Genomic DNA, 19,620 nt, shown 5'->3' with positions numbered 1-19,620 from the left:
AGGGCACCACGTTCTGCGCCACGAAACCACCGAGATTGCCGACGGAATTGATGGCGGCGATGCCGGCAGCGGCACCGGCTCCCTTGAGGAAGCGGCCGGGCAGGCTCCAGAACACCGGTTGGCCGGCAAAAATGCCCGCAGCGGCGATGCAAAGGAAGGCAAACTGCAATACCGGATCGCTGAGCAGCGCCGACATCAGCAGGCAAAACGCGCCGACGAAGGCAGGGCCGACGATATAAGGCGTTTTGTTTTTTGCCTTGTCAGCCGCCAGGGGCACGACGAAGAGAGCGACGGCCACGATCACCCAGGGGATGATGTTGATGAAGCCGTTGGCGGTGTTGGAAACGCCGAAGCTCTTTACGATTGTCGGCAGCCAGTAGCTGAGACCATAGGCCGCCAGCGGAAAGCCGACATAGCAAAGCGCCATGAACAGCACGCGCGGATTGATCAGCGCCTTGAAGCCGTCCTCCGCATGCTCTTCCATGCCCTTGTTTTCTTCGGCCAGTCGGTTCTTCAACCAGTCCTTCTCGGCCTGCGTCAGGAACTTCGCTTTTTCCGGCGTATCGTCCAGATAGAAGAAGGTAACGATACCGGCGATCACGGCGGGAATACCCGTCGCCAGGAACACCCATTCCCAGCCGGCATAACCGAGGAAACCATCGAGATCGAGCAGCATGCCGCCAAGCGGTGCGCCGATGGCATTGGCAAGCGCACTGAAGATCATGAACAGGCCGATCATGCGGCCGCGATAATCGCGCGGGAACCACAGCGTCATAAGGAACAGCACGCCCGGGAAGAAACCGGCCTCGCAAAGCCCGAGCAGGAAGCGCAGGATATAGAACATCGTCGCATTCTGCGTGTAGGCAAGCGCGATGGTGACGGCACCCCAGGACACCAGAATGCGGGCGAACCATTTGCTGGCGCCGAAACGGTTGAGGAAAAGGTTGCTCGGAACCTCAAAGAGGAAATAGCCGATGAAGAACAGCGAAGCGCCAAGTCCGTAGGCATATTCGCTGAGGCTCAGCGCATCGACCATCTGCAGCTTGGCATAGCTGACATTCTGCCGGTCGATATAGGCGATGAGATAGAGAAGGCCAAGAAACGGCATCAGCCGCCAGGTGATCTTCGAGATTAGGGATTTTTCCGATACCATGTGCTTTTCCCTCCCTTCGATTGCTCGTCGAAATGCAAATGATAAGGGGACCCATCTATATGTGCGCCGCAAGATACGCAAGTTGCATTGCATCATAACCAATGCCGAAAGGGCTGCGAAACCGGCATTTTAAAGCCCTGAGTACATGATGCGGCGCACATCAAAGCCGCCGGGTCACCGTTTTACGGTCTGCGTGCATTCATATTGCCGCGAAACCGGCAATCTGCTATGAAGACCACTATGGGATCTAAATTCGGATGTCTCGCGCAGAATGTTTATGTGCTGCAGGACCACAAGCGTCTGCCGGCACGGTTTTTTGCGCGCATTTCCGGGGCGCTCAACAGCCGACTTAGGCTCGCCTGACAGCACCCGCTGTCCACCGCCTTACTGAACCCTGATTTTACCTTCCATGACAAGGCATAGAGCCATGAGCGCACCCCGCACCTTATACGACAAGATCTGGGACGACCACGTCGTCAATCGTGACCCGGACGGAACCTGTCTTCTCTATATCGACCGTCACCTGGTCCATGAGGTGACGAGCCCGCAGGCCTTTGAAGGCCTGCGCATCGCCGGCCGTCCGGTCCATTCGCCCACCCGCACGCTTGCCGTCGTCGATCATAACGTGCCAACCACGGCCGACCGGCTGGAAGGCATCAAGAACGAGGAAAGCCGTATCCAGGTGGAAGCGCTTGCGCAGAATGCCAAGGATTTCGGTGTCGAATATTATTCCGAGCGCGACAAGCGTCAGGGCATCGTCCACATCGTTGGCCCGGAACAGGGCTTCACCCTGCCGGGCATGACGATTGTTTGCGGCGACAGCCACACCTCCACCCATGGTGCTTTCGGCGCGCTGGCGCACGGCATCGGCACGTCGGAAGTGGAGCATGTGCTGGCGACCCAGACGCTGATCCAGAAAAAGGCCAAGAACATGCTGGTGCGTGTCGATGGCAAGGTTCCGGAAGGCGTCACCGCCAAGGACATCATCCTCGCCATTATCGGTGAGATTGGCACAGCGGGCGGCACCGGCCATGTGATTGAATTTGCCGGTGAGGCAATCCGCTCGCTCTCCATGGAAGGCCGCATGACGGTTTGCAACATGACCATCGAGGGCGGCGCCCGTGCAGGTCTGATCGCGCCTGATGAGACCACCTTTGACTACATTAAGGACAAGCCGCGCGCGCCAAAGGGCGAGACGTTGGAACAGGCCATCGCCTACTGGAAAACGCTGAAATCCGATGAAGGCGCCCATTACGACAAGATCGTGGTGCTGGACGCCGCCAATCTGCCGCCGATCGTATCCTGGGGCTCATCGCCTGAGGACGTGACGTCCGTCGAGGGCATCGTTCCCAATCCGGATGATATCGAGGAAGAAAACAAGCGTACTTCCAAGTGGCGTGCGCTGGATTATATGGGCTTGAAACCCGGTACGCGCATCACCGATATCGCCATCGACCGCGTTTTCATCGGCTCCTGCACCAATGGCCGTATCGAGGATTTGCGCGCAGCGGCAAAGATCGTCGACGGCCGCAAGGTCGCGCCCACCGTCTCGGCCATGATCGTGCCCGGCTCCGGTCTCGTGAAGGAACAGGCGGAAAAGGAAGGTCTGGACAAGATTTTCCTCGAAGCCGGTTTCGAATGGCGCGAACCGGGCTGCTCCATGTGCCTTGCTATGAATGACGACCGCCTGAAGCCTGGCGAACGTTGCGCCTCCACCTCGAACCGCAACTTCGAGGGCCGCCAGGGCTATAAGAGCCGCACCCACCTCGTCTCCCCCGCCATGGCAGCGGCGGCGGCCATCGCCGGTCATTTCGTCGATGTGCGCGAGTGGCGGTAATTATCGATAACGTCTGAAACGAAAAACCCCGGATCACAATCCGGGGTTTTTTGTTAGCATCTCATTCCGCAATGATCTTCACCCGCTGGCCGGGCTGAAGCGTGGCGGTGGCGCTCATCGCATTCATCATGCGGAACATGTCGAGCTTGCGGTCGGTCCCCATCATCCGTGCGGCAATCGTTGCCACGGTTTCACCGGGCTTGACCGTCACCACGCGCACGCGCAGAGGTTTTAACGATGCGATCTCCTGCGGCGTCATCTTGCGGAAACTCGTTCGCAACACGTTGGCGATGGAATCGAGCTGCGTGTTACCCTTCGGCACGGCCGTCAGGAAGCGGAATATCTGCTGACCGACACGGATGACGGTAACGTCAAAGTCCCATTTGTCCGCCGTCGCACGGGCTGTCGCAGCCTCCAGACCGTTGATCTGCGTTTCCTTCACGGTTTCCGGCATCAGGCCGGCAACCCAGCCGCTGGTAAGGTAATTGGCAAGAGTGGTCTGTTTCGGATCGGCCACGCCGTCGAAACGGATCGCCACATCGCCCGGACCCGTCGCAAGAACGGCCTCGACCTTGTTGTCGATGACGAAACCTTCCGGCACATCGAAACGGATACCGAGCGTTCCGTGCAGGAAGGTCTGGCCCCGGACATAACCCTCCTGCGGGCTGTCGCCGTAAAGCAGGCCGTCTATGCCATCCAGAAACCAGTCGCGACCCCGATCCCCGACCTGACCGTCCTGGCCGAAGGCGCGGGCATGCCGGCGTGCAAGCTCGATGCGCTGCGGCGTGTTGGGGTGGCTGGAAAGAAAGTCGAGGCTCTGGTCATTTTCGGGATCAGCCGAGGAGAAACGCGCATAGGCTGCCATGGAATCCAGAAACCGCGGCGATGCGAAGGGGTCGTAGCCGGCCTCACCCAACATGCGCACGCCAATCACGTCCGCCTGCAATTCCTGCTGGCGCGAAAAAGCCGCAAGCCGCAGCTTGCCGCGCGCAAGCGCCTGCTTGCCGGCGAGATCGCTCGACAGAACCTCGGCGACCACACGGCTTGCAATCACCTCTGCCTCTTCCCGGCGCTGGCGCTCGATGCCGTGGTTTGCGGTAACGTGGCCCATCTCATGCGAAAGCACGGCCGCCACTTCCGAGGCATCGTTGGCGAGAGCCAGAAGCCCGCGTGTCACGTAAAGATACCCACCCGGCAGCGCAAAAGCGTTGATAGCAGGCGAGTTGAGGATGGTGATGCGATAGGATTGCTGCGGATTTTCCGAAACAGCCGTCAGCGCGCCGGCGATACGGGCGACAAGCCGCTCCGTCTTGGCATCACGATATTCGCCACCATAACTCGCCACAATACGCGGATGCTCGCGCGCGCCCATCTGCGCACGGGGATCGTTCTTCTGCACCTCTTCCACGGTCTGCGGATTGTCCGAAGGCCGCAAGGTGGACTGGTAGGCCGGGCTGAAGAGAGACTGACACGATGACAGGAATACGGCAGACGCCGTCAGCACGGAACACACGGCAGCCATCCTGCCCGAACGGCGAAGGCCTGAACGGGAGAAAAGCCTCCACTGCGCAGTCATGCTATTTCTCATTCTCTATGCCTGCCCCTAACGTTCCTGATCATCCGTTAATTGCAGACCAGAATAACAGATTCGCCCCAACGAGCCATGAATGTCGAAACGGTAAAAACGATCCATCAAGTCCGGAATATTCCTGAAGAACGCAATAATTCTCGTCTTTTCTCGGGCAACGACTTAAAACTGGCAAGTGCAAATTAACGCCATTGAAGTTATCTAAAGCGATTGCCAGCGGCACGCGTCGAAAATAAGGCGATCAGCCGTTCAGAAAACTGTCGACCGCCTTCACATTTTGTGTGGCGAAGAAATCTGTGGTCGAGCCAGCATAGACAACGCGGCCACGATCAAGAAAAACCACCCGCTGCGCCAGCTTTTTTATGTCGTCTGGATGGTGCGTGACAATAATCGCCGTATTTTTTGTTTCGGCATGCAAGTCGAGAAGCAGGGAGGTCATGCCCGCCCGCAGCCCCGGATCTAGCGCCGCGAAAGGCTCGTCCAGCAGCATGACAGGTTTTTTCCGGACCAGCGCACGCGCCAGCGCCGCCCTTTGCCTTTCCCCGCCGGAAAGCGTGCCCGGCAAACGTTTGTCAAAACCCGCAAGACCAACGCGTGTGAGCGCCACGTCGATCCTCTGCCTGTCTTCCGCCCGCAGCTTCAGCCCGGGGCTGATGCCGAGCGCGACATTGGTGAAGATATCGAGATGGGCGAAAAGATTATTATCCTGGAAGATCGAGGAGACCGGTCGTTCGGAAGGATCGAGCGCCTTCATGTCCCGCCCGCCGATCAGGACGCGCCCGGAATCGGGCAATTCAAAACCGGCGATGAGATTGAGGAGCGTCGACTTGCCAGAACCGGATGCACCGACGACGGCAGTCATCTGGCCTTGCGGGAATGTACAATCGAGATCGAAATCCTGCGTTCCGAGCCGCAGCCTGACCTTGTCCAGCCCCACGGCAAATTCGTCACCCGTCATATGCTCGCCCTTGCTGATTGGGATTGCCGTGAAACGCCGCCCGCGGCAAGCAGCAGGCAGACGACGCCAAGGATGAACGCGTATCCGGCGGCATCATTGGTGCGGTAGCTGCCCATATTGCTATAGACCAGCCATGGCAAGGTGATGAAATTTTCCGATCCGAACAGGGCGACCGCCCCAAGATCACCGAGCGACAGGGCCATGGCAAAGGAAAATGCCATCAGCAGCGGCCGCCGCAGAACCGGCAGATCGGCGAACCGCAGCCGCGTCAGTCCCTGAAGCCCAAGGCTGGCGGAAAGCCGGGACGTGCGTAAAAAATGGCTGGTGAAGGCTGGCTCCAGCACCCGCATGGCAAGCGGCAACGCCATCAGCATGTTGATGAGTGCCACGAGAACGGGAGCGTAAAAACTGACATCTCCAAAGGGCCGCAGCAACAGGAACCACCCGCTTCCCAGCACGACGGGCGGCACCAGCAGTACCAGCGATGACCCCGCCCCGAGCGTGGCGGACAAAAGGCGCAAGGGCTGAGCCGCGTGCCGTTTGGAACCCACGGCCTGTCGCGCACCGATGATCGCAAAGCAGCAGAGCACGACGAGAGTTGCGGAGAACGCAGCGATTGCAAGGCTGGTCGCCGCTGCACGCAGGAAGATCGGCGCTGACAAAAGACGCGGCAGATCGGCCCCCAAACCCGAGACGGTTATGGCAACAAGCGGCAGGCCGACCAGCAGAACCGCAAAAATGATTGCCGCTCCGTCCCACAGGCGCGCGCCAACACGCTTGCCGTCGAAACGGCGAACAGGGCGGCCAAGCGAGGCAATTTCCGCCTCGGGCGATGGCAAAAAGGCAAGAAGGCCGAGCAGAACTGCTGTGATTGCAATCTGCAAAACCGAAAGCGCGATTGCCCGTTGCGGATCGAAATCAAACCGCAACACCTGATAGATTGCGACCTCAAGTGTCGTCGCCGCCGGTCCACCGCCCAGCAGAAGCACTAGCGTGAAGCTGGTGGCGCAAAGCATGAAGACAAGCCCGGCAATACCGGGAACAAGCCGCGAGACGGCCGGCCACTCGATGAAGCGGAAAACCGAAACCGGCCCCATGCCAAGACTTGCCGCCATCCGCCAATATTCGCCCGGAATCCGCTCCAGCCCGGCCAGCATCAGCCGCACCGCAAGCGGCAGATTGAAAAACACATGGGCGATGAGAATGCCGGAGAGGCCGTAAATACTGAAGGGCTGCTCCGCACCGGCAAAAACAAGGGCAATATTCAAAACACCCTGCCTGCCCCAGATCGTGATGATGCCGAAGGCACCAACGATGACCGGCAGCCCCATCGGCACAGCCATCAACCTGATAATCCAAATCCGCCCGGGAAAATCCTGTCTGCGGGAGAGCGCAAGCGCCACCGGCAGGCCGAGAACAATGGAAAGAACAGTGGACAACGTTGCCTGATAGAGCGTGAAGCGCAGGATTCGCAGCGTGTAGGCATCCACGATTCCGGCGGCGGATGTACCGGCATCGAACGACAGTAGTGCTGAGACAGCAAGCGCCATGAACAGGAAAACGGCGGCAAACGCCGCCGTTCCGCCAATGATCGACCATCTGTAGTCGCGACGCAGCATCATGCGCGGGCGTGCCTCTCGCTCAGTTCATGCTCATGGCCGCAAGCCATTCGTCGATCCAGGCCTTGCGGTTCTTGGCCACCTCTTCCGGGTCCATCAGGAAGGTCTTCTGCGGTACGACGAGTTTGGAAAATGCCTCGGGCAGGGGCGTGGACGTTGCCGCGACCGGCATCATCCAGTTGTTTTCCGGAATGGCATCCTGAAATCCTGATGTGAGCGTGAAAGCGAGGAACTGCTTCGCCAGTTCCTTGTGCGGCGCGTTTTTGAGAAGGCCGGAAACCTCGATCTGGATGTAGTGCCCCTCGGAAAAACCCGCGGCCTGATAGCGATCCGTCTTTTCCGAGACCATGTGATAGGCAGGCGACGTGGTGTAGGAGAGCACCATCGGCACCTCACCCTTGGTGAAAAGGCCATAGGATTCCGACCAGCCCGGCGTGACGGTGAGAATGCGCTTCCGGAGCTTCGCCCAGGCTTCCGGTGCCTTGTCGCCGTAAACGGACTTCACCCAGAGCAGCAGGCCAAGCCCCGGCGTGGAGGTGCGCGGGTCCTGAATGGCGATTTTCTGTGAAGGATCGCCGTCCACCAGATCCTTCAGGCTCGTCGGCGGATTTTTTATCGTCTGCGTGTCATAGACAACGGCGAAATGACCGTAGTCGTAAGGGACGAAAATGTCGTCCTTGTAACCGCCCGGCACCTTGGCCGCCGATGCATCGATACCGCTGATATCGAAGAGGCCGGTCTGTTTCGCTTCCGCGACCAGATTGGTGTCGAGACCAACAACGACATCCGCCTTCGAACCCGCCCCTTCAAGCTTCAGGCGGTTGAGCAGCGCCACGCCATCCGCCACACCGACGAAATTGACCGTGCAATTGCACACTTTCTCGAAGGCCTCTTTCACCTTGGGGCCGGGACCCCATTCGGAAACGAAGCTTTCATAGGTGTAGACGGTCAGTTCCTGTCTGTCCTGAGCAGTGGCAATACCGGGCAGAAACAACGAAACGGCAACGAGGGAATTCAGGAAAAGACGACGGCGCACGGGTATCTCCTCAAAAAACGAAAAGGGAAATAGCCGCTTGCCTTAAGCCGTCTAATCCCTCCGCCGGTATGAACCGGATCAGGTTCTTCGGGTTGGCAAGCCTCTCAGCCTTTTGCACGCAAGCACAAAAGACACCCCGTTAGATCAAGATGATGATGTAGTCCCGCTGTCTCTGATTGGCAAGATGGCTGCCGTCAGGCCTGCTGCACCATGTGCACCAGTTCCCAGACATGGCCGTCGGGATCCTGAAAACTACCGGCATACATGAAACCGTGATCCTGAACCGGTTTCCAGCTGCTGCCGCCCGAGGCGAGCGCCGTTTCGATCATCCGGTCGATTTCCTCACGGCTTCCCGCTGTGAGACAGGTCAGGACCTCGGTGCTGCGTGTGGCGTCGGCGATATCGCCATTGATGAAATCACGAAAACGCTCCTCCTGAAGAAGCATCACGAAGATGTTCTCCTCAACGATCATGCAGAGCGTGCGGTCATCCGAATATTCCGGATTGAATGTGAAACCGAGAGCCGTGAAGAAGCTTCTCGATGTCTCGATATTCTTGACCGGCAGATTGACGAAGATCATGCGCATTTTCTGAACTCCTCCGAACCCGCACAGGAAACGGCAATTCCGCCTCCCTGTCAAAGGTGGATGAGACCTCAGTCAAGAAATCGCGACCAAGTCACCCTTCAATTTCCTCGCGCAGCATCTCCAGCTCCAGCCATTCCTCTTCCATGGCTTCGAGCTTTTCGCGCAGCTTCGTCATTTCCTGCGCCAGCGTATTGAAGGTAGCCGGGTCCTTGGTGAACAGATTGGGATCGGCCATGCGCTGCTCACGCTTGGCGATTTCGCCCTGCGCCTTCTCCATTTCCTTTGGAAGGTTTTCGAGCGCAAATTTTTGCTTGAAGGAAAGCTTGCCCTTGGCCTTTGAAGGGTCCTGCGACGCGGAGGCGGAAGGGGCGGTCTTTGCCTTTTCCTGCTTCTCCGCCTTGCGCTTTTCTTCCGCAGCACCCTTGCGTTGCGCCATCATGTCCGAATAGCCGCCGGCATATTCGATCCAGCGTCCATCCGGCTGGTCCGGATTGGCGGGCGCGATTGTGGAGGTGACGGTACGGTCGAGGAAGTCGCGGTCGTGGCTGACGAGAATGACCGTGCCGGAAAAGCCCGCAACGATTTCCTGCAACAGATCGAGCGTTTCGATATCGAGATCGTTGGTCGGCTCGTCAAGGATCAGCAGGTTGGTAGGCCGCGCCAGAATGCGCGCAAGAATAAGACGGGCGCGCTCACCACCGGAGAGGTTGCGGATGGGCGTGCGGGCCTGTTCCGGCTGGAACAGGAAGTCCTTCATGTAACCCGTCACATGTTTCAACTCGCCATTGACCAGCAAATTGTCGCCGCGACCGTCGGTGAGGTAATGAGCGAGCGTATCGTTTGGATTGAGATCCTCACGCTTCTGATCAAGCGTCGCGATTTCCAGATTGGTGCCGAGCTTTACCGTGCCACTATCGGGCTGAAGCTGGCCGGTCAGCATCTTCAAAAGCGTTGTCTTGCCGGCACCGTTCGGCCCGACGAGACCGATGCAATCACCGCGATGCACCCGCAGCGAAAACGGCGCGATGATCACGCGCTCGCCGTAAGACTTGGTGATTGCGTCTGCCTCGATGACCAGTTTGCCGGATTCCCGCACCTCCGCAGCCGTCGCCTGCACGCTGCCCTGCGGTCCCTTGTGGCCGCGATAGTCCGCACGCATTGCCTGAAGCTCGCCCACGCGGCGCATGTTGCGCTTTCGTCTCGCGGTCACGCCGTAACGCATCCAGTGTTCTTCACGCTCGATGGCCTTGCCGAGCTTGTGCTGCTCCAGCTCTTCCTCTTCCAGCACCTTGTCGCGCCATTCCTCGAAATGCGCAAAACCGCGATTGAGACGGCGGGACTGGCCGCGATCCAGCCACACGGTCGAGGTCGAAACCTTCTCCAGAAAACGCCTGTCGTGCGAGATCAGCACCAGCGCGCTACGCGTCTGCTGCAACTCGCCTTCAAGCCATTCGATGGTGGGCAAGTCCAGATGGTTGGTCGGCTCGTCCAGCATGAGAATATCGGGTTCAGGCGCCATGACGCGGGCAAGGGCCGCACGCCGCGCTTCGCCGCCGGACAGGGTATCCGGATGTTCCTGTCCCGTCAGGCCCAGATGCTCGAGAATATAGGTAACGCGATAGGGATCGTCGCCAGGTCCCAGCCCCGCCTCGGCATAGGCCTGCACGGTGTCGTAACCGGCAAAATCCGGCGCCTGTTCCAGATAACGGATGGTGGCGGAGGGGTGACGGAAAACCTCGCCCGACTGCGCCTCGACCAGACCGGCGGCGATCTTCATCAGGGTCGACTTGCCCGAACCGTTGCGTCCGACAAGGCAGATGCGGTCGCCCGGCTCCACCTGAAGATTGGCGCCGTCGAGCAGCGGGGTCACGCCGAAGGTCAGCTTGATGTCATCGAGTTTCAAAATTGGGGGTGCCAAGGCGTCAGGCTCCGGTCAGATCATAAGGGCGGGCGAGCACGATGGCTTTTCCGCTTTTCAGCGAGAAATGCACAGGGCCGCCATTCGCGACATTGGAAATAGTGCGGGAAGAGCCGAAAGCAAGCGGGAAATCCTTGAGAGGATAACGCACATTGCCGATATCGAGCCCCACAAGGTCGGTAAACCCGGCAACGGAAAACAGCGTACCGGGTGGCAGATCAAGGTCGAACGACCCCGCCAGCAGCGGGCGGGCCTCCTCTTCGCCGGAGGTCAGCGTAACGTTGAGACCACGCTCAGTAAGCGCCACCGCGTAAAGTAGGTGCTGAAGTGCGTGGTCGCTTCTCGCTCCACCAAGCGCACCGGCAAGCACCAGAGAACGCGCGCCGCGGGCAAGGGCCTCCGACACCGCAATTTCGCCATCGGTCACAGCCTTTGCAGCGGGATAGGGCTGTCGCACCACATCGGGCCAAGCGTCCAGCAGGTTCTTGTCGGTGGAATCGAAATCCCCCACCCAGAGCTCGGGTGTGAGCCCGAGCGGTGCGGCATGGCGCATGCCGCCATCGGCCGCAATCACACGGCTACCCTCAACCGCCGCTTTGAGGCGGTCGGTAACGGTGACATCGCCGCCAAGCAGAATGGTGAAGCGTTCTCTATCCATGCCCTGCCTTATCGCACCTCAGGCAAAAATGGAAAGGCAGAAACCCGATGAAATCAGCCGATATTGATTTTCGTCGGCTTCGGGATTATGAAACGCCTCAGTGGTGATTTGCCGACCGGCTTGCAGCCACTTTAAAGAAGTCGCTAAAGGGTCGAGGAAAAGGGTAATTTCCTGGGACCGGCTGCGATTTCGCTGCCGGTTTTTTTGTTTTCGCAACGTTCTTTACGTCATCCGAAAAGAGAGTTCGACATGCCGATCAAGATTCCCGATACGCTTCCCGCCTTCGACACCCTCGTTCATGAGGGCGTGCGGGTCATGACAGAAACGGCGGCCATCCGGCAGGATATCCGCCCGCTCCAGATCGGGCTTCTCAATCTCATGCCGAACAAGATCAAGACGGAAGTGCAGATGGCGCGCCTCGTCGGCGCATCGCCGCTGCAGGTGGAGTTTTCGCTGATCCGCATTGGCGGCCATCGTGCCAAGAATACGCCGGAAGAGCACCTTCTGTCCTTCTATGAGACATGGGAGGAAGTGCGCCACCGCAAGTTCGACGGTTTCATCATCACAGGCGCGCCCATCGAGATGCTTGATTATGAAGACGTGACCTACTGGAACGAGATGCAAAAGATTTTCGACTGGACGCAAACCAACGTCCATTCGACACTGAACGTCTGCTGGGGCGCGATGGCCGCCATCTACCATTTCCATGGTGTGCCGAAATACGAACTGAAGGAAAAGGCTTTCGGTGTCTATCGTCACCGCAATCTCTGCCCCTCGTCGATATATCTCAACGGTTTTTCCGACGACTTTCAGGTTCCGGTCTCACGCTGGACGGAAGTGCGCCGCGCCGACATCGAAAAACACCCGGAACTCGAAATCCTGATGGAGTCAGAGGAAATGGGCGTATGTCTGGTGCATGAAAAAGAGGGCAACCGCCTCTATATGTTCAACCACGTCGAATATGATTCAACCTCGCTTTCGGATGAATATTTCCGCGATGTGAACTCGGGCGTTCCAATCAAGCTGCCGCATGATTATTTTCCGCACAATGATCCCGAGCTTGCCCCGCTCAACCGCTGGCGCAGCCACGCCCATCTGTTTTTCGGCAACTGGATCAACGAGATATATCAGACGACGCCTTACGATCTCGAAGCGATCGGTAAACTAGCGGCGTAAATTGCGGGATTGCGAATTGCCGGAAAATGACGCAACGTCCGCCGGCAATTCAAAGATATCGGGAGAATGACGCAATGAGCGACGCGGCGGCACGGGAGAATTTTGGTTTCACGGCAACCGGCGAAAAGGTTGAGCGCGTCACCATCTCGAAGGGCGGGCTGACGGCCAAGGTTATCACCTGGGGCGCCGTCATTCAGGACCTGCGCCTCGATGGGCACCAGCCGCCGCTTGTTCTCGGCTTCGATACATTCGAGGACTACAAATATTCATCCTATTTCGGCGCCACACCCGGCCGCAACGCCAACCGTATCGGTGACGGAAAATTCTCGATCGACGGGCACGAATACCAGTTGGAGCTGAACGAAAAAGGCGTTAGCCACCTGCATGGCGGCAGCGACGGCATGGGCAAACGTAACTGGATGCTGATGGAACACGACGAAAGCCATGCGGTTCTGCAGATCATTGATCCCGACGGCCGCGCCGGTTATCCCGGCAATTGCACGGTGACCGCGACCTATACGATCCGCGACGGCGGCGTGCTTTCGGTGGTCTATGAAACGGTGACCGACCAACCGACCATCGCCAATATCTGCCAGCATTCCTATTTCAACCTCGACGGTGCTGATACCGCACTTGGACATGAGATCAGCATCGCCGCTGACTTTTATCTGCCAACCAACGACAAACAGATCCCGACAGGCGAAATCCGCTCCGTCGAAGGCACCGTCTTCGACCTGCGCCACCCGACGCCGATGCGGCGAACGGAGGATGGCGAGCAGGTGCTCTACGACCATAATTTCTGCCTTTCGCCAGAACGTCGCGCCAAGCGCAAGGTTGCCCGCGCCTATTCGCCCGCCTCCGACATTGCCCTTGAGGTTCACACCACCGAACCCGGCGTGCAATTCTATTCAGCCTTCAAGCTGAATGTTCCCGTTCCAGGCCTCGATGGCCGCCATTATGGCCCCTTTGCCGGTTTTTGTCTGGAAACGCAGATATGGCCTGATGCCGTCAATCATCCCGATTTCCCCTACGCGATCCTGCGTCCCGGCGAGACCCTGCGTCAGGAAACCGACTATATTTTCAAGAAGGGTTGAGGCGGCGGGGCTGGGCTCAGTCCAGCACGCATCCCACATAACCGCCCGATGCTCGGGCACGCCGTTCAATAAGGCCAGCAAGCCGTTGCAAACCACGCCCCGGCTTGCTGGCAACTCGATCGATGGGATTGGGCAGGGAAACGGCAAGCAGTGCCGCCTGGCGGGAGCTTAGCTTTGCCGCCGGTACCTTGAAATGGTGCTGTGCTGCGGCCTCGATGCCGTAAATGCCGGGTCCCCATTCGGCAACGTTGAGATAAATCTCCATCATCCGTTTTTTGGACCAGACGAAATCGGCAGCAATCGCCAGCGGCAACTCCAGCCCCTTGCGCAAGAACGAGCGGCCGTTCCAGAGGAACAGGTTCTTGGCCGTCTGCATGGGAATGGTGCTGGCGCCACGAGTAGACGCGCCTTCGAGCGCATTGTTGACCACGGACTGCATCTGGTTCCAGTCAACGCCGCCGTGGAAACAGAATTGTCCGTCCTCGGACATCATTACGGATTGCACAAGGCGCGGCGAAATATCCTCGAGCGGCACCCAGCGCCGGTCATAACCCTGAAGTGTCACCAGATCGGCAAGCATCAGCGTCGAGACCGGCCGCATGAAAGGCAGGGCGTAAACCGGGATCAGCAGATAGGGCAGGATCAGCAACGCCAGCAAGGTCATGATGATACGCTTTGCCAACGTGCGAAAATCCACCTTCGGACTGCTCCGGTCTTCCGCCAGCACGGCGTAATCTGCGTCGCTTTCAGGCGTACTGCTCAATATTCGTCAAAGCCCCGCACCAATCGAAGCCTTTCATATTCCATTGCCGCCTTCAAGGCGAGTCCAGTCAAACAGTTGACCTCAGGAATCACGAAAAGGTTGCCTGGCCCCGCGCGCCATGCCAAAGAGCGCGGCATGGACGCTCAGATGACGAATTTCGAAACGAAGCTGCGCGATAACGCGGCACAGACCGAATCCCTGCTTGGTCGCCTGCTTTCCGCAGAGGCGCGTGCGGATGAGATTACACGCCCGCAAAACCTGCTCGACGCCATGCGTCATGGTGTGCTGAACGGCGGCAAACGCCTGCGGCCCTTCCTGGTCATAGAAAGCACGGCCTTGCTCGGCGGAAATGCCGAAGCAGCCCATCACGTCGGTGCCGCGCTGGAATGCCTGCATTGTTACTCGCTGGTGCACGACGATCTGCCAGCGATGGATGACGACGACCTGCGCCGCGGCCAGCCGACAGTGCACCGCAAATTCGACGAGGCGACCGCCATTCTCGCGGGCGACAGCCTGCTGACACTCGCCTTCGACATTATCGCATCGGACGAAAATCCTCTCGAGGCAGACCGCAAGGCGTCTCTCGTGCTCTCGCTCGCCCGCGCCGCAGGCATCGGCGGCATGGCGGGCGGTCAGGCGCTCGATCTGGCTGCAGAAAAGAACGCACCTGATGAGACCGGCATTATTACATTGCAGGCTATGAAAACCGGTGCTCTGCTTCGCTTCGCCTGCGAGGCAGGCGCGATCATCGCCGGCAGCGATGTTTCCGAAAGGCAAAGACTGCGCCTCTTCGGTGAAAAGATCGGCCTTGCCTTCCAGCTTGCCGACGATCTCCTGGATCTGACCGCCGATGCCGCCACCATGGGCAAGGCAACCGGCAAGGACGCCGCACGCGGCAAAGGAACGCTCGTGGCACTACGCGGTGAAGACTGGGCGCGCCTCAAGCTTCAGGAACAGGTGGCGGAAGCCTCCGAACTTCTGGCCCCCTACGGCGAAAAGGCCGCGATACTCATCGCGGCCGCCAGATTCATCGCCGAACGGAAAAGCTGAGCCGGTTTCCCGGCTCACCGTTTTTCAGCCAATCAGCCCTTGAGCGGCGAAATTAGCACTTCGACACGACGGTTCTGGGCGCGGCCATCCGGCGTTGCGTTCGAAGCGATCGGCTGCGAGGGGCCGAAGCCGAGCGTCGAAATACGGCGCTGGTCGACGCCGCGTGCGCCGAGATAGTTTGCAACAGACGCCGCACGACGCTCGGAAAGCGCCTGGTTGTGCTGCTGGCTGCCGGTGGAGTCGGTATGGCCGTTGATGTCGATGAGCGTGCGGTTGAACTTGTTCAGCACGATGGCGACGGAATCGAGTGTCTGATAGAAAGGCGGGATGACCTGATCCTGGTCCGTCGCGAAGGTGATGTTTGACGGCATGTTGAGAACGATGCTGTCGCCACGGCGGCTAACGGAAACGCCAGTGCCCTGAAGCTGGGCGCGAAGCTCGGATTCCTGACCATCCATGTAATTGCCGATTGCGCCACCGGCGAGTGCACCGATGCCGGCGCCGATGAGGGCTGCGTTGCGGCGACCGACCGGCGAACCGCCAACAGCCAGACCACCGAGAGCACCGACGACAGCGCCGATACCAGCGCCGCCCGCCGTGTTCGACATCTTCTGCTCACCCGTATAGGGATCGGTGGTGGTGCACGCGGAAAGATAGGTCCCGCAAAGGGCAACGATCGCGATTTTTTTGATCATGTGTTTTGATGCTCCGAAGGGTTCAGGCGGTATGACAGTGGAATTTCGGCATTTTCACGGTAGTTTTTACTCCGCCGCATCTTTCCGGCCAAAACGCTTTTCGATGTAATCGATCACAAGCGCTTCAAAATCCGCGGCGATGTTGGGACCGCGCAGGGTGAGCGCCTTCTCGCCATCGATGAAGATCGGTGCAGCGGGGCTTTCGCCGGTTCCGGGCAGTGATATGCCGATATCGGCATGTTTGCTTTCTCCGGGGCCATTAACGATGCAGCCCATGACAGCAACATTGAGCGCTTCCACACCGGGATACTTTTCACGCCAGATCGGCATGTTCTTGCGAATGTCATTCTGGATATTCTGGGCAAGTTCCTGAAAGACGGTAGAGGTGGTGCGCCCGCAGCCGGGACATGCCGCAACCACCGGAATGAACTGGCGGAAACCCATGACCTGCAGCAATTCCTGCGCCACCTGCACTTCGCGGGTGCGGTCGCCGTTCGGCTCCGGCGTCAGCGAGACGCGAATCGTGTCGCCAATACCGTGCTGCAGCACATAACCCATGGCAGCAGACGAGGCGACGATGCCCTTGGAACCCATGCCGGCTTCGGTAAGACCGAGATGCAGTGCGTGGTTGGAGCGTTCCGACAGCATCGAATAAACGGCAATCAGGTCCTGTACCTGGCTGACCTTGGCAGACAGTATGATGCGGTTGCGCGGCAGGCCGATTTCTTCGGCAAGCTCTGCGGAAATCAGTGCCGACTGGACGATGGCTTCGCGGGTGACCTGACGGGCAGAGAGCGGAAAACCCTGCTCCTTGTTCTTGTCCATCAGCGTCGTCAGCAATTCCTGATCGAGCGACCCCCAGTTCACGCCGATGCGAACCGGCTTGTCATAACGGATCGCCATTTCGACGATTTCGCCGAACTGCTTGTCCTTCTTGTCCTTGAAGCCGACATTGCCGGGATTGATGCGGTATTTCGCCAGTGCTTCGGCACAGGCCGGATGATCGGCCAGAAGCTTGTGGCCGATATAGTGGAAATCGCCAATCAGCGGCACGTCCATGCCAAGGCGTAGCAGCCGTTCGCGGATTTTCGGCACAGCGGCAGCGCTCTCATCGCGATCGACGGTGATGCGCACCATTTCAGAACCGGCCTGGAAAAGTGCCGCCACCTGCTGCACGGTGGCGTCGATATCCGCCGTGTCGGTATTGGTCATGGATTGTACGACGACAGGCGCACCGCCACCCACGATGACGCCCCCTACGTCGACGGCAACGGATGCACGGCGGGGCTTTGGATCGTAATCGGCGTGTGACGTCATGGCGGTCTCTGGAGCTTGCGGCAAGGTCTGGCAATTGAGGTGAAACAAGGGGGCCTGCTTGTCAACACCCAACGCATAAGAGCTTCTACTTTACCGCAATCATGGCAAAATTCGAGACGCCTATTCCTTGCCCGCACCATCCGCATGCCGGGCGAGCCGCGAAAGCAGCAAAACCACCACATGCAACAACGGCAGAGCGAGAAATACGCTGGCCAGGCCGGTATGTTCGGCAATGAAGCCGATGGCCGAGGGTGCTACCAGAATCCCGGAATAACCCATGGTGGTGACGACCGACAGGCCGATGCCGGGTGCCAGTCCCGGCATGTTCCCCGCCGCCGAAAAGGCGATCGGCACCATGTTGGAAATACCGATGCCGGCAATCGCGAAGCCGATGATCACAAACGTGGAATTTCCCGCAAGACCCGCAATCAGAAGGCCCGCAATCGACATGACCGAGCAGAACCGCAGGGTGTTGACCGCGCCGAACCGGTCGCGCACCAGATCGCCGGCAAAACGCATGGCCGCCATGGTCATGGAAAAGGCCGCGAAAGCAAAACCGGACTGGGACACGGAAGCGCCGAGTTCATTGCGCAGATAAAGGGCACCCCAATCGAGGATTGCGCCTTCCGGAATCATCGAAAACAGCGCCATCAGACCGATAATCCACGGCAAGGGCGTCAGCGGCAAGCGACCTTTCGGACGCTCCTCCTCGGCATGCGGGCGATCCGCAAGAACGCGCGGCCACGCAACGACGAGCAAAACAAGGGCGATGACCGTCAACGCGATCGCATGTCCCTGCACGCCAATGGCCGTGATGAGATAGCCGCCAAGACCGGCGCCGATCAGGCCGCCCAGGCTCCAGAAAGCATGGCACGACGACATGATGGCGCGGCGCATGTCACGCTCGACCGCCACCGCATTGGCGTTCATGGCGACATCCATCGCCCCTGTCAGCCCACCGAACAGGAAAACCGCAATCACACCTGCCCAGATCGTGTCTGCCCAGGAGATGAAAAGCAGTGTCGGCAAGAAAATAGCCGCACTCGCAAGGCTGACCGTTCGCGATCCGAAACGGGCGATCTGGGAACCGGCGATCGGCATGAAAACCAGCGAGCCGACGCCGAAAACCAGAATGATCAGGCCAAGCGCACTTTCACTGAGGGATAAGCGCGCCGCAAATTCCGGTATTTTGGGCGCCCACGATCCCATCATGAAACCGTTCATCAAAAACAGCAGGGATACACCGAGCCTGTGCCGCGTCAGATAGGACGAGCGCTTGACCGTCGGCGAAAATGTCGTGGGGCCGTTCATCGGTAATATCCTTCAGACTTGACCGTGAGAGAGTTGGACGGCGTCATCGTCGCCGAAATGAACTTGTACGCCTTTAGCCGATAGCGCCTCGACCAATGTGCGGTCGGCGTCATGTTCCAGCACCAGGGAAAGAGGCGGAGAAAAGTCGTGCACGTGAAACGCCGCCTTGTGGCCCAGCTTTTCCGTGGTGATGGCGGCAACAATCCGCTGGCTGGCGCTACAGGCAAGCCGCTTGAACACGGCATCCTCGAAAATATCCGCCGACAGGCCGGTCTCAGCCGCAACACCGCAAACGCCAAGAATACACAGCTCGGGCCGCATCAGCTCGAGTTGCCGCAACGCCATGGCGTCGATGGCCGCACCGACGGCCGGATCGACCTTGCCGCCGATCATGATCAAAGCGATATCGGCGCGCCCCGTGAGTTCAGCGGCAATAGCAGGCGTATTCGTTACCACCGTCAATTTGAGACCGGCGGGGATAGCCCTTGCAATGGCCAGATTGGTGGAGCCGGCATCGATGAAGACGACCATGCCCGGCTCAAGCAGCGGAATTGCTGCGCGCGCCAACGAAGCCTTGCGATCGGCATCCTCGGCGATCCGTGTCTTCAGCGGCACCGTCTTGCTATCGGAAAGCAACGCCCCGCCATAGACGCGCAGACACTCCCCGCGCGCCGCCATATCCCGCAGATCCCGGCGGACCGTGTCTTCCGAAACGCCGAAATTCTGGGCCAGATCCTGCGCAAGCACTCGGCCGCTTTGCCGCAACTGTGCAAGGATGAGCGCCTGCCGCTCGCTGACAAAATGATCGCTCATCGAGACTCATGCATAAACAGGAATAAACGTGCACGAACATGCATATT

At 59.1% G+C, this 19,620-nt stretch carries 17 protein-coding genes and 2 riboswitches; of the genes, 4 read left to right on the top strand and 13 right to left on the bottom strand.

The genetic code is table 11. The features are described from left to right. A partial coding sequence (locus tag T18_RS15110) for an MFS transporter (RefSeq protein WP_323455229.1) occupies nt 1-1,153 on the bottom strand: 1,153 nt, incomplete at its 3' end. Between the two features lie 427 nt (nt 1,154-1,580). Between T18_RS15110 and leuC the strand changes: the two genes are divergently transcribed. Beyond that, a complete protein-coding gene (gene leuC, locus T18_RS15100; RefSeq protein ID WP_019566018.1) occupies nt 1,581-2,990 on the top strand; it encodes a 3-isopropylmalate dehydratase large subunit in 1,410 nt (469 codons plus the stop codon). A gap of 61 nt (nt 2,991-3,051) precedes the next feature. Here leuC and T18_RS15095 read toward each other — a convergent pair whose 3' ends face one another. From T18_RS15095 to T18_RS15060, 7 genes are all read right to left on the bottom strand, one after another. Beyond that, nucleotides 3,052-4,512: a M48 family metalloprotease gene (locus T18_RS15095; protein WP_025594597.1), complete on the bottom strand. Its 1,461-nt coding sequence runs from the start codon at nt 4,510-4,512 to the stop codon at nt 3,052-3,054. A 307-nt stretch (nt 4,513-4,819) separates the two neighbouring features. Next, complete coding sequence (locus T18_RS15085; protein ID WP_038492451.1) at nt 4,820-5,536, bottom strand: thiamine ABC transporter ATP-binding protein; 717 nt, start codon at nt 5,534-5,536, stop codon at nt 4,820-4,822. Next, on the bottom strand, nt 5,533-7,158 hold the full coding sequence (thiP, locus tag T18_RS15080) for a thiamine/thiamine pyrophosphate ABC transporter permease ThiP (RefSeq protein ID WP_038492454.1): 1,626 nt from the start codon (nt 7,156-7,158) through the stop codon (nt 5,533-5,535). The genes T18_RS15085 and thiP overlap by 4 nt, the downstream gene beginning before the upstream one ends. A 19-nt stretch (nt 7,159-7,177) precedes the next feature. Next, complete coding sequence (gene thiB / locus T18_RS15075; protein WP_038492457.1) at nt 7,178-8,191, bottom strand: thiamine ABC transporter substrate binding subunit; 1,014 nt, start codon at nt 8,189-8,191, stop codon at nt 7,178-7,180. 38 nt (nt 8,192-8,229) lie between these two features. Continuing rightward, nucleotides 8,230-8,340: riboswitch (TPP riboswitch) on the bottom strand. A gap of 45 nt (nt 8,341-8,385) precedes the next feature. Continuing rightward, entirely contained in the window at nt 8,386-8,778 is a 393-nt protein-coding gene (locus T18_RS15070; protein ID WP_003516574.1) for a VOC family protein, read from the bottom strand. Nucleotides 8,779-8,869: 91 nt separating this feature from the next. Further along, nucleotides 8,870-10,696, bottom strand: a complete 1,827-nt coding sequence (locus T18_RS15065; protein ID WP_038492460.1) for an ABC-F family ATP-binding cassette domain-containing protein — start codon at nt 10,694-10,696, stop codon at nt 8,870-8,872. Between the two features lie 4 nt (nt 10,697-10,700). Beyond that, on the bottom strand, nt 10,701-11,354 hold the full coding sequence (locus T18_RS15060) for a thiamine diphosphokinase (RefSeq protein ID WP_038492463.1): 654 nt from the start codon (nt 11,352-11,354) through the stop codon (nt 10,701-10,703). A gap of 90 nt (nt 11,355-11,444) precedes the next feature. Next, a riboswitch (SAM riboswitch) is annotated at nt 11,445-11,521 on the top strand. 82 nt (nt 11,522-11,603) lie between these two features. Here T18_RS15060 and metA point away from each other — a divergent pair. Next, nucleotides 11,604-12,530: a homoserine O-acetyltransferase MetA gene (gene metA, locus T18_RS15055; RefSeq protein ID WP_003516567.1), complete on the top strand. Its 927-nt coding sequence runs from the start codon at nt 11,604-11,606 to the stop codon at nt 12,528-12,530. A gap of 74 nt (nt 12,531-12,604) precedes the next feature. Continuing rightward, nucleotides 12,605-13,624, top strand: coding sequence for an aldose epimerase family protein (locus T18_RS15050; protein WP_038492466.1), 1,020 nt, complete (start codon nt 12,605-12,607; stop codon nt 13,622-13,624). Nucleotides 13,625-13,640: 16 nt separating this feature from the next. Here the strand turns inward: T18_RS15050 and mtgA are convergent, their stop codons facing one another. Then, complete coding sequence (gene mtgA / locus T18_RS15045) at nt 13,641-14,387, bottom strand: monofunctional biosynthetic peptidoglycan transglycosylase (protein WP_003516563.1); 747 nt, start codon at nt 14,385-14,387, stop codon at nt 13,641-13,643. A gap of 135 nt (nt 14,388-14,522) precedes the next feature. Between mtgA and T18_RS15040 the strand changes: the two genes are divergently transcribed. Continuing rightward, nucleotides 14,523-15,437, top strand: coding sequence for a polyprenyl synthetase family protein (locus T18_RS15040; RefSeq protein WP_038492963.1), 915 nt, complete (start codon nt 14,523-14,525; stop codon nt 15,435-15,437). A gap of 32 nt (nt 15,438-15,469) precedes the next feature. Here T18_RS15040 and T18_RS15035 read toward each other — a convergent pair whose 3' ends face one another. From T18_RS15035 to T18_RS15020, 4 genes are all read right to left on the bottom strand, one after another. Then, nucleotides 15,470-16,132: an OmpA family protein gene (locus T18_RS15035; protein ID WP_019566011.1), complete on the bottom strand. Its 663-nt coding sequence runs from the start codon at nt 16,130-16,132 to the stop codon at nt 15,470-15,472. A gap of 66 nt (nt 16,133-16,198) precedes the next feature. Next, nucleotides 16,199-17,449, bottom strand: coding sequence for a flavodoxin-dependent (E)-4-hydroxy-3-methylbut-2-enyl-diphosphate synthase (ispG, locus tag T18_RS15030; RefSeq protein WP_038492469.1), 1,251 nt, complete (start codon nt 17,447-17,449; stop codon nt 16,199-16,201). A 120-nt stretch (nt 17,450-17,569) separates the two neighbouring features. Further along, nucleotides 17,570-18,760 carry an MFS transporter gene (locus T18_RS15025; protein ID WP_003516553.1) on the bottom strand — a complete coding sequence of 397 codons (1,191 nt, stop codon included), beginning with the start codon at nt 18,758-18,760 and terminating at the stop codon, nt 17,570-17,572. Nucleotides 18,761-18,772: 12 nt separating this feature from the next. Beyond that, on the bottom strand, nt 18,773-19,573 hold the full coding sequence (locus tag T18_RS15020; RefSeq protein WP_038492471.1) for a DeoR/GlpR family DNA-binding transcription regulator: 801 nt from the start codon (nt 19,571-19,573) through the stop codon (nt 18,773-18,775). Between the last annotated feature and the right edge of the window lie 47 nt (nt 19,574-19,620).

Origin of the sequence: Rhizobium sp. TBD182 (assembly GCF_001950375.1) — a bacterium.
Taxonomy (GTDB): domain Bacteria; phylum Pseudomonadota; class Alphaproteobacteria; order Rhizobiales; family Rhizobiaceae; genus Agrobacterium; species Agrobacterium tumefaciens.
This window is presented reverse-complemented; position numbering and strand designations above follow the sequence as displayed.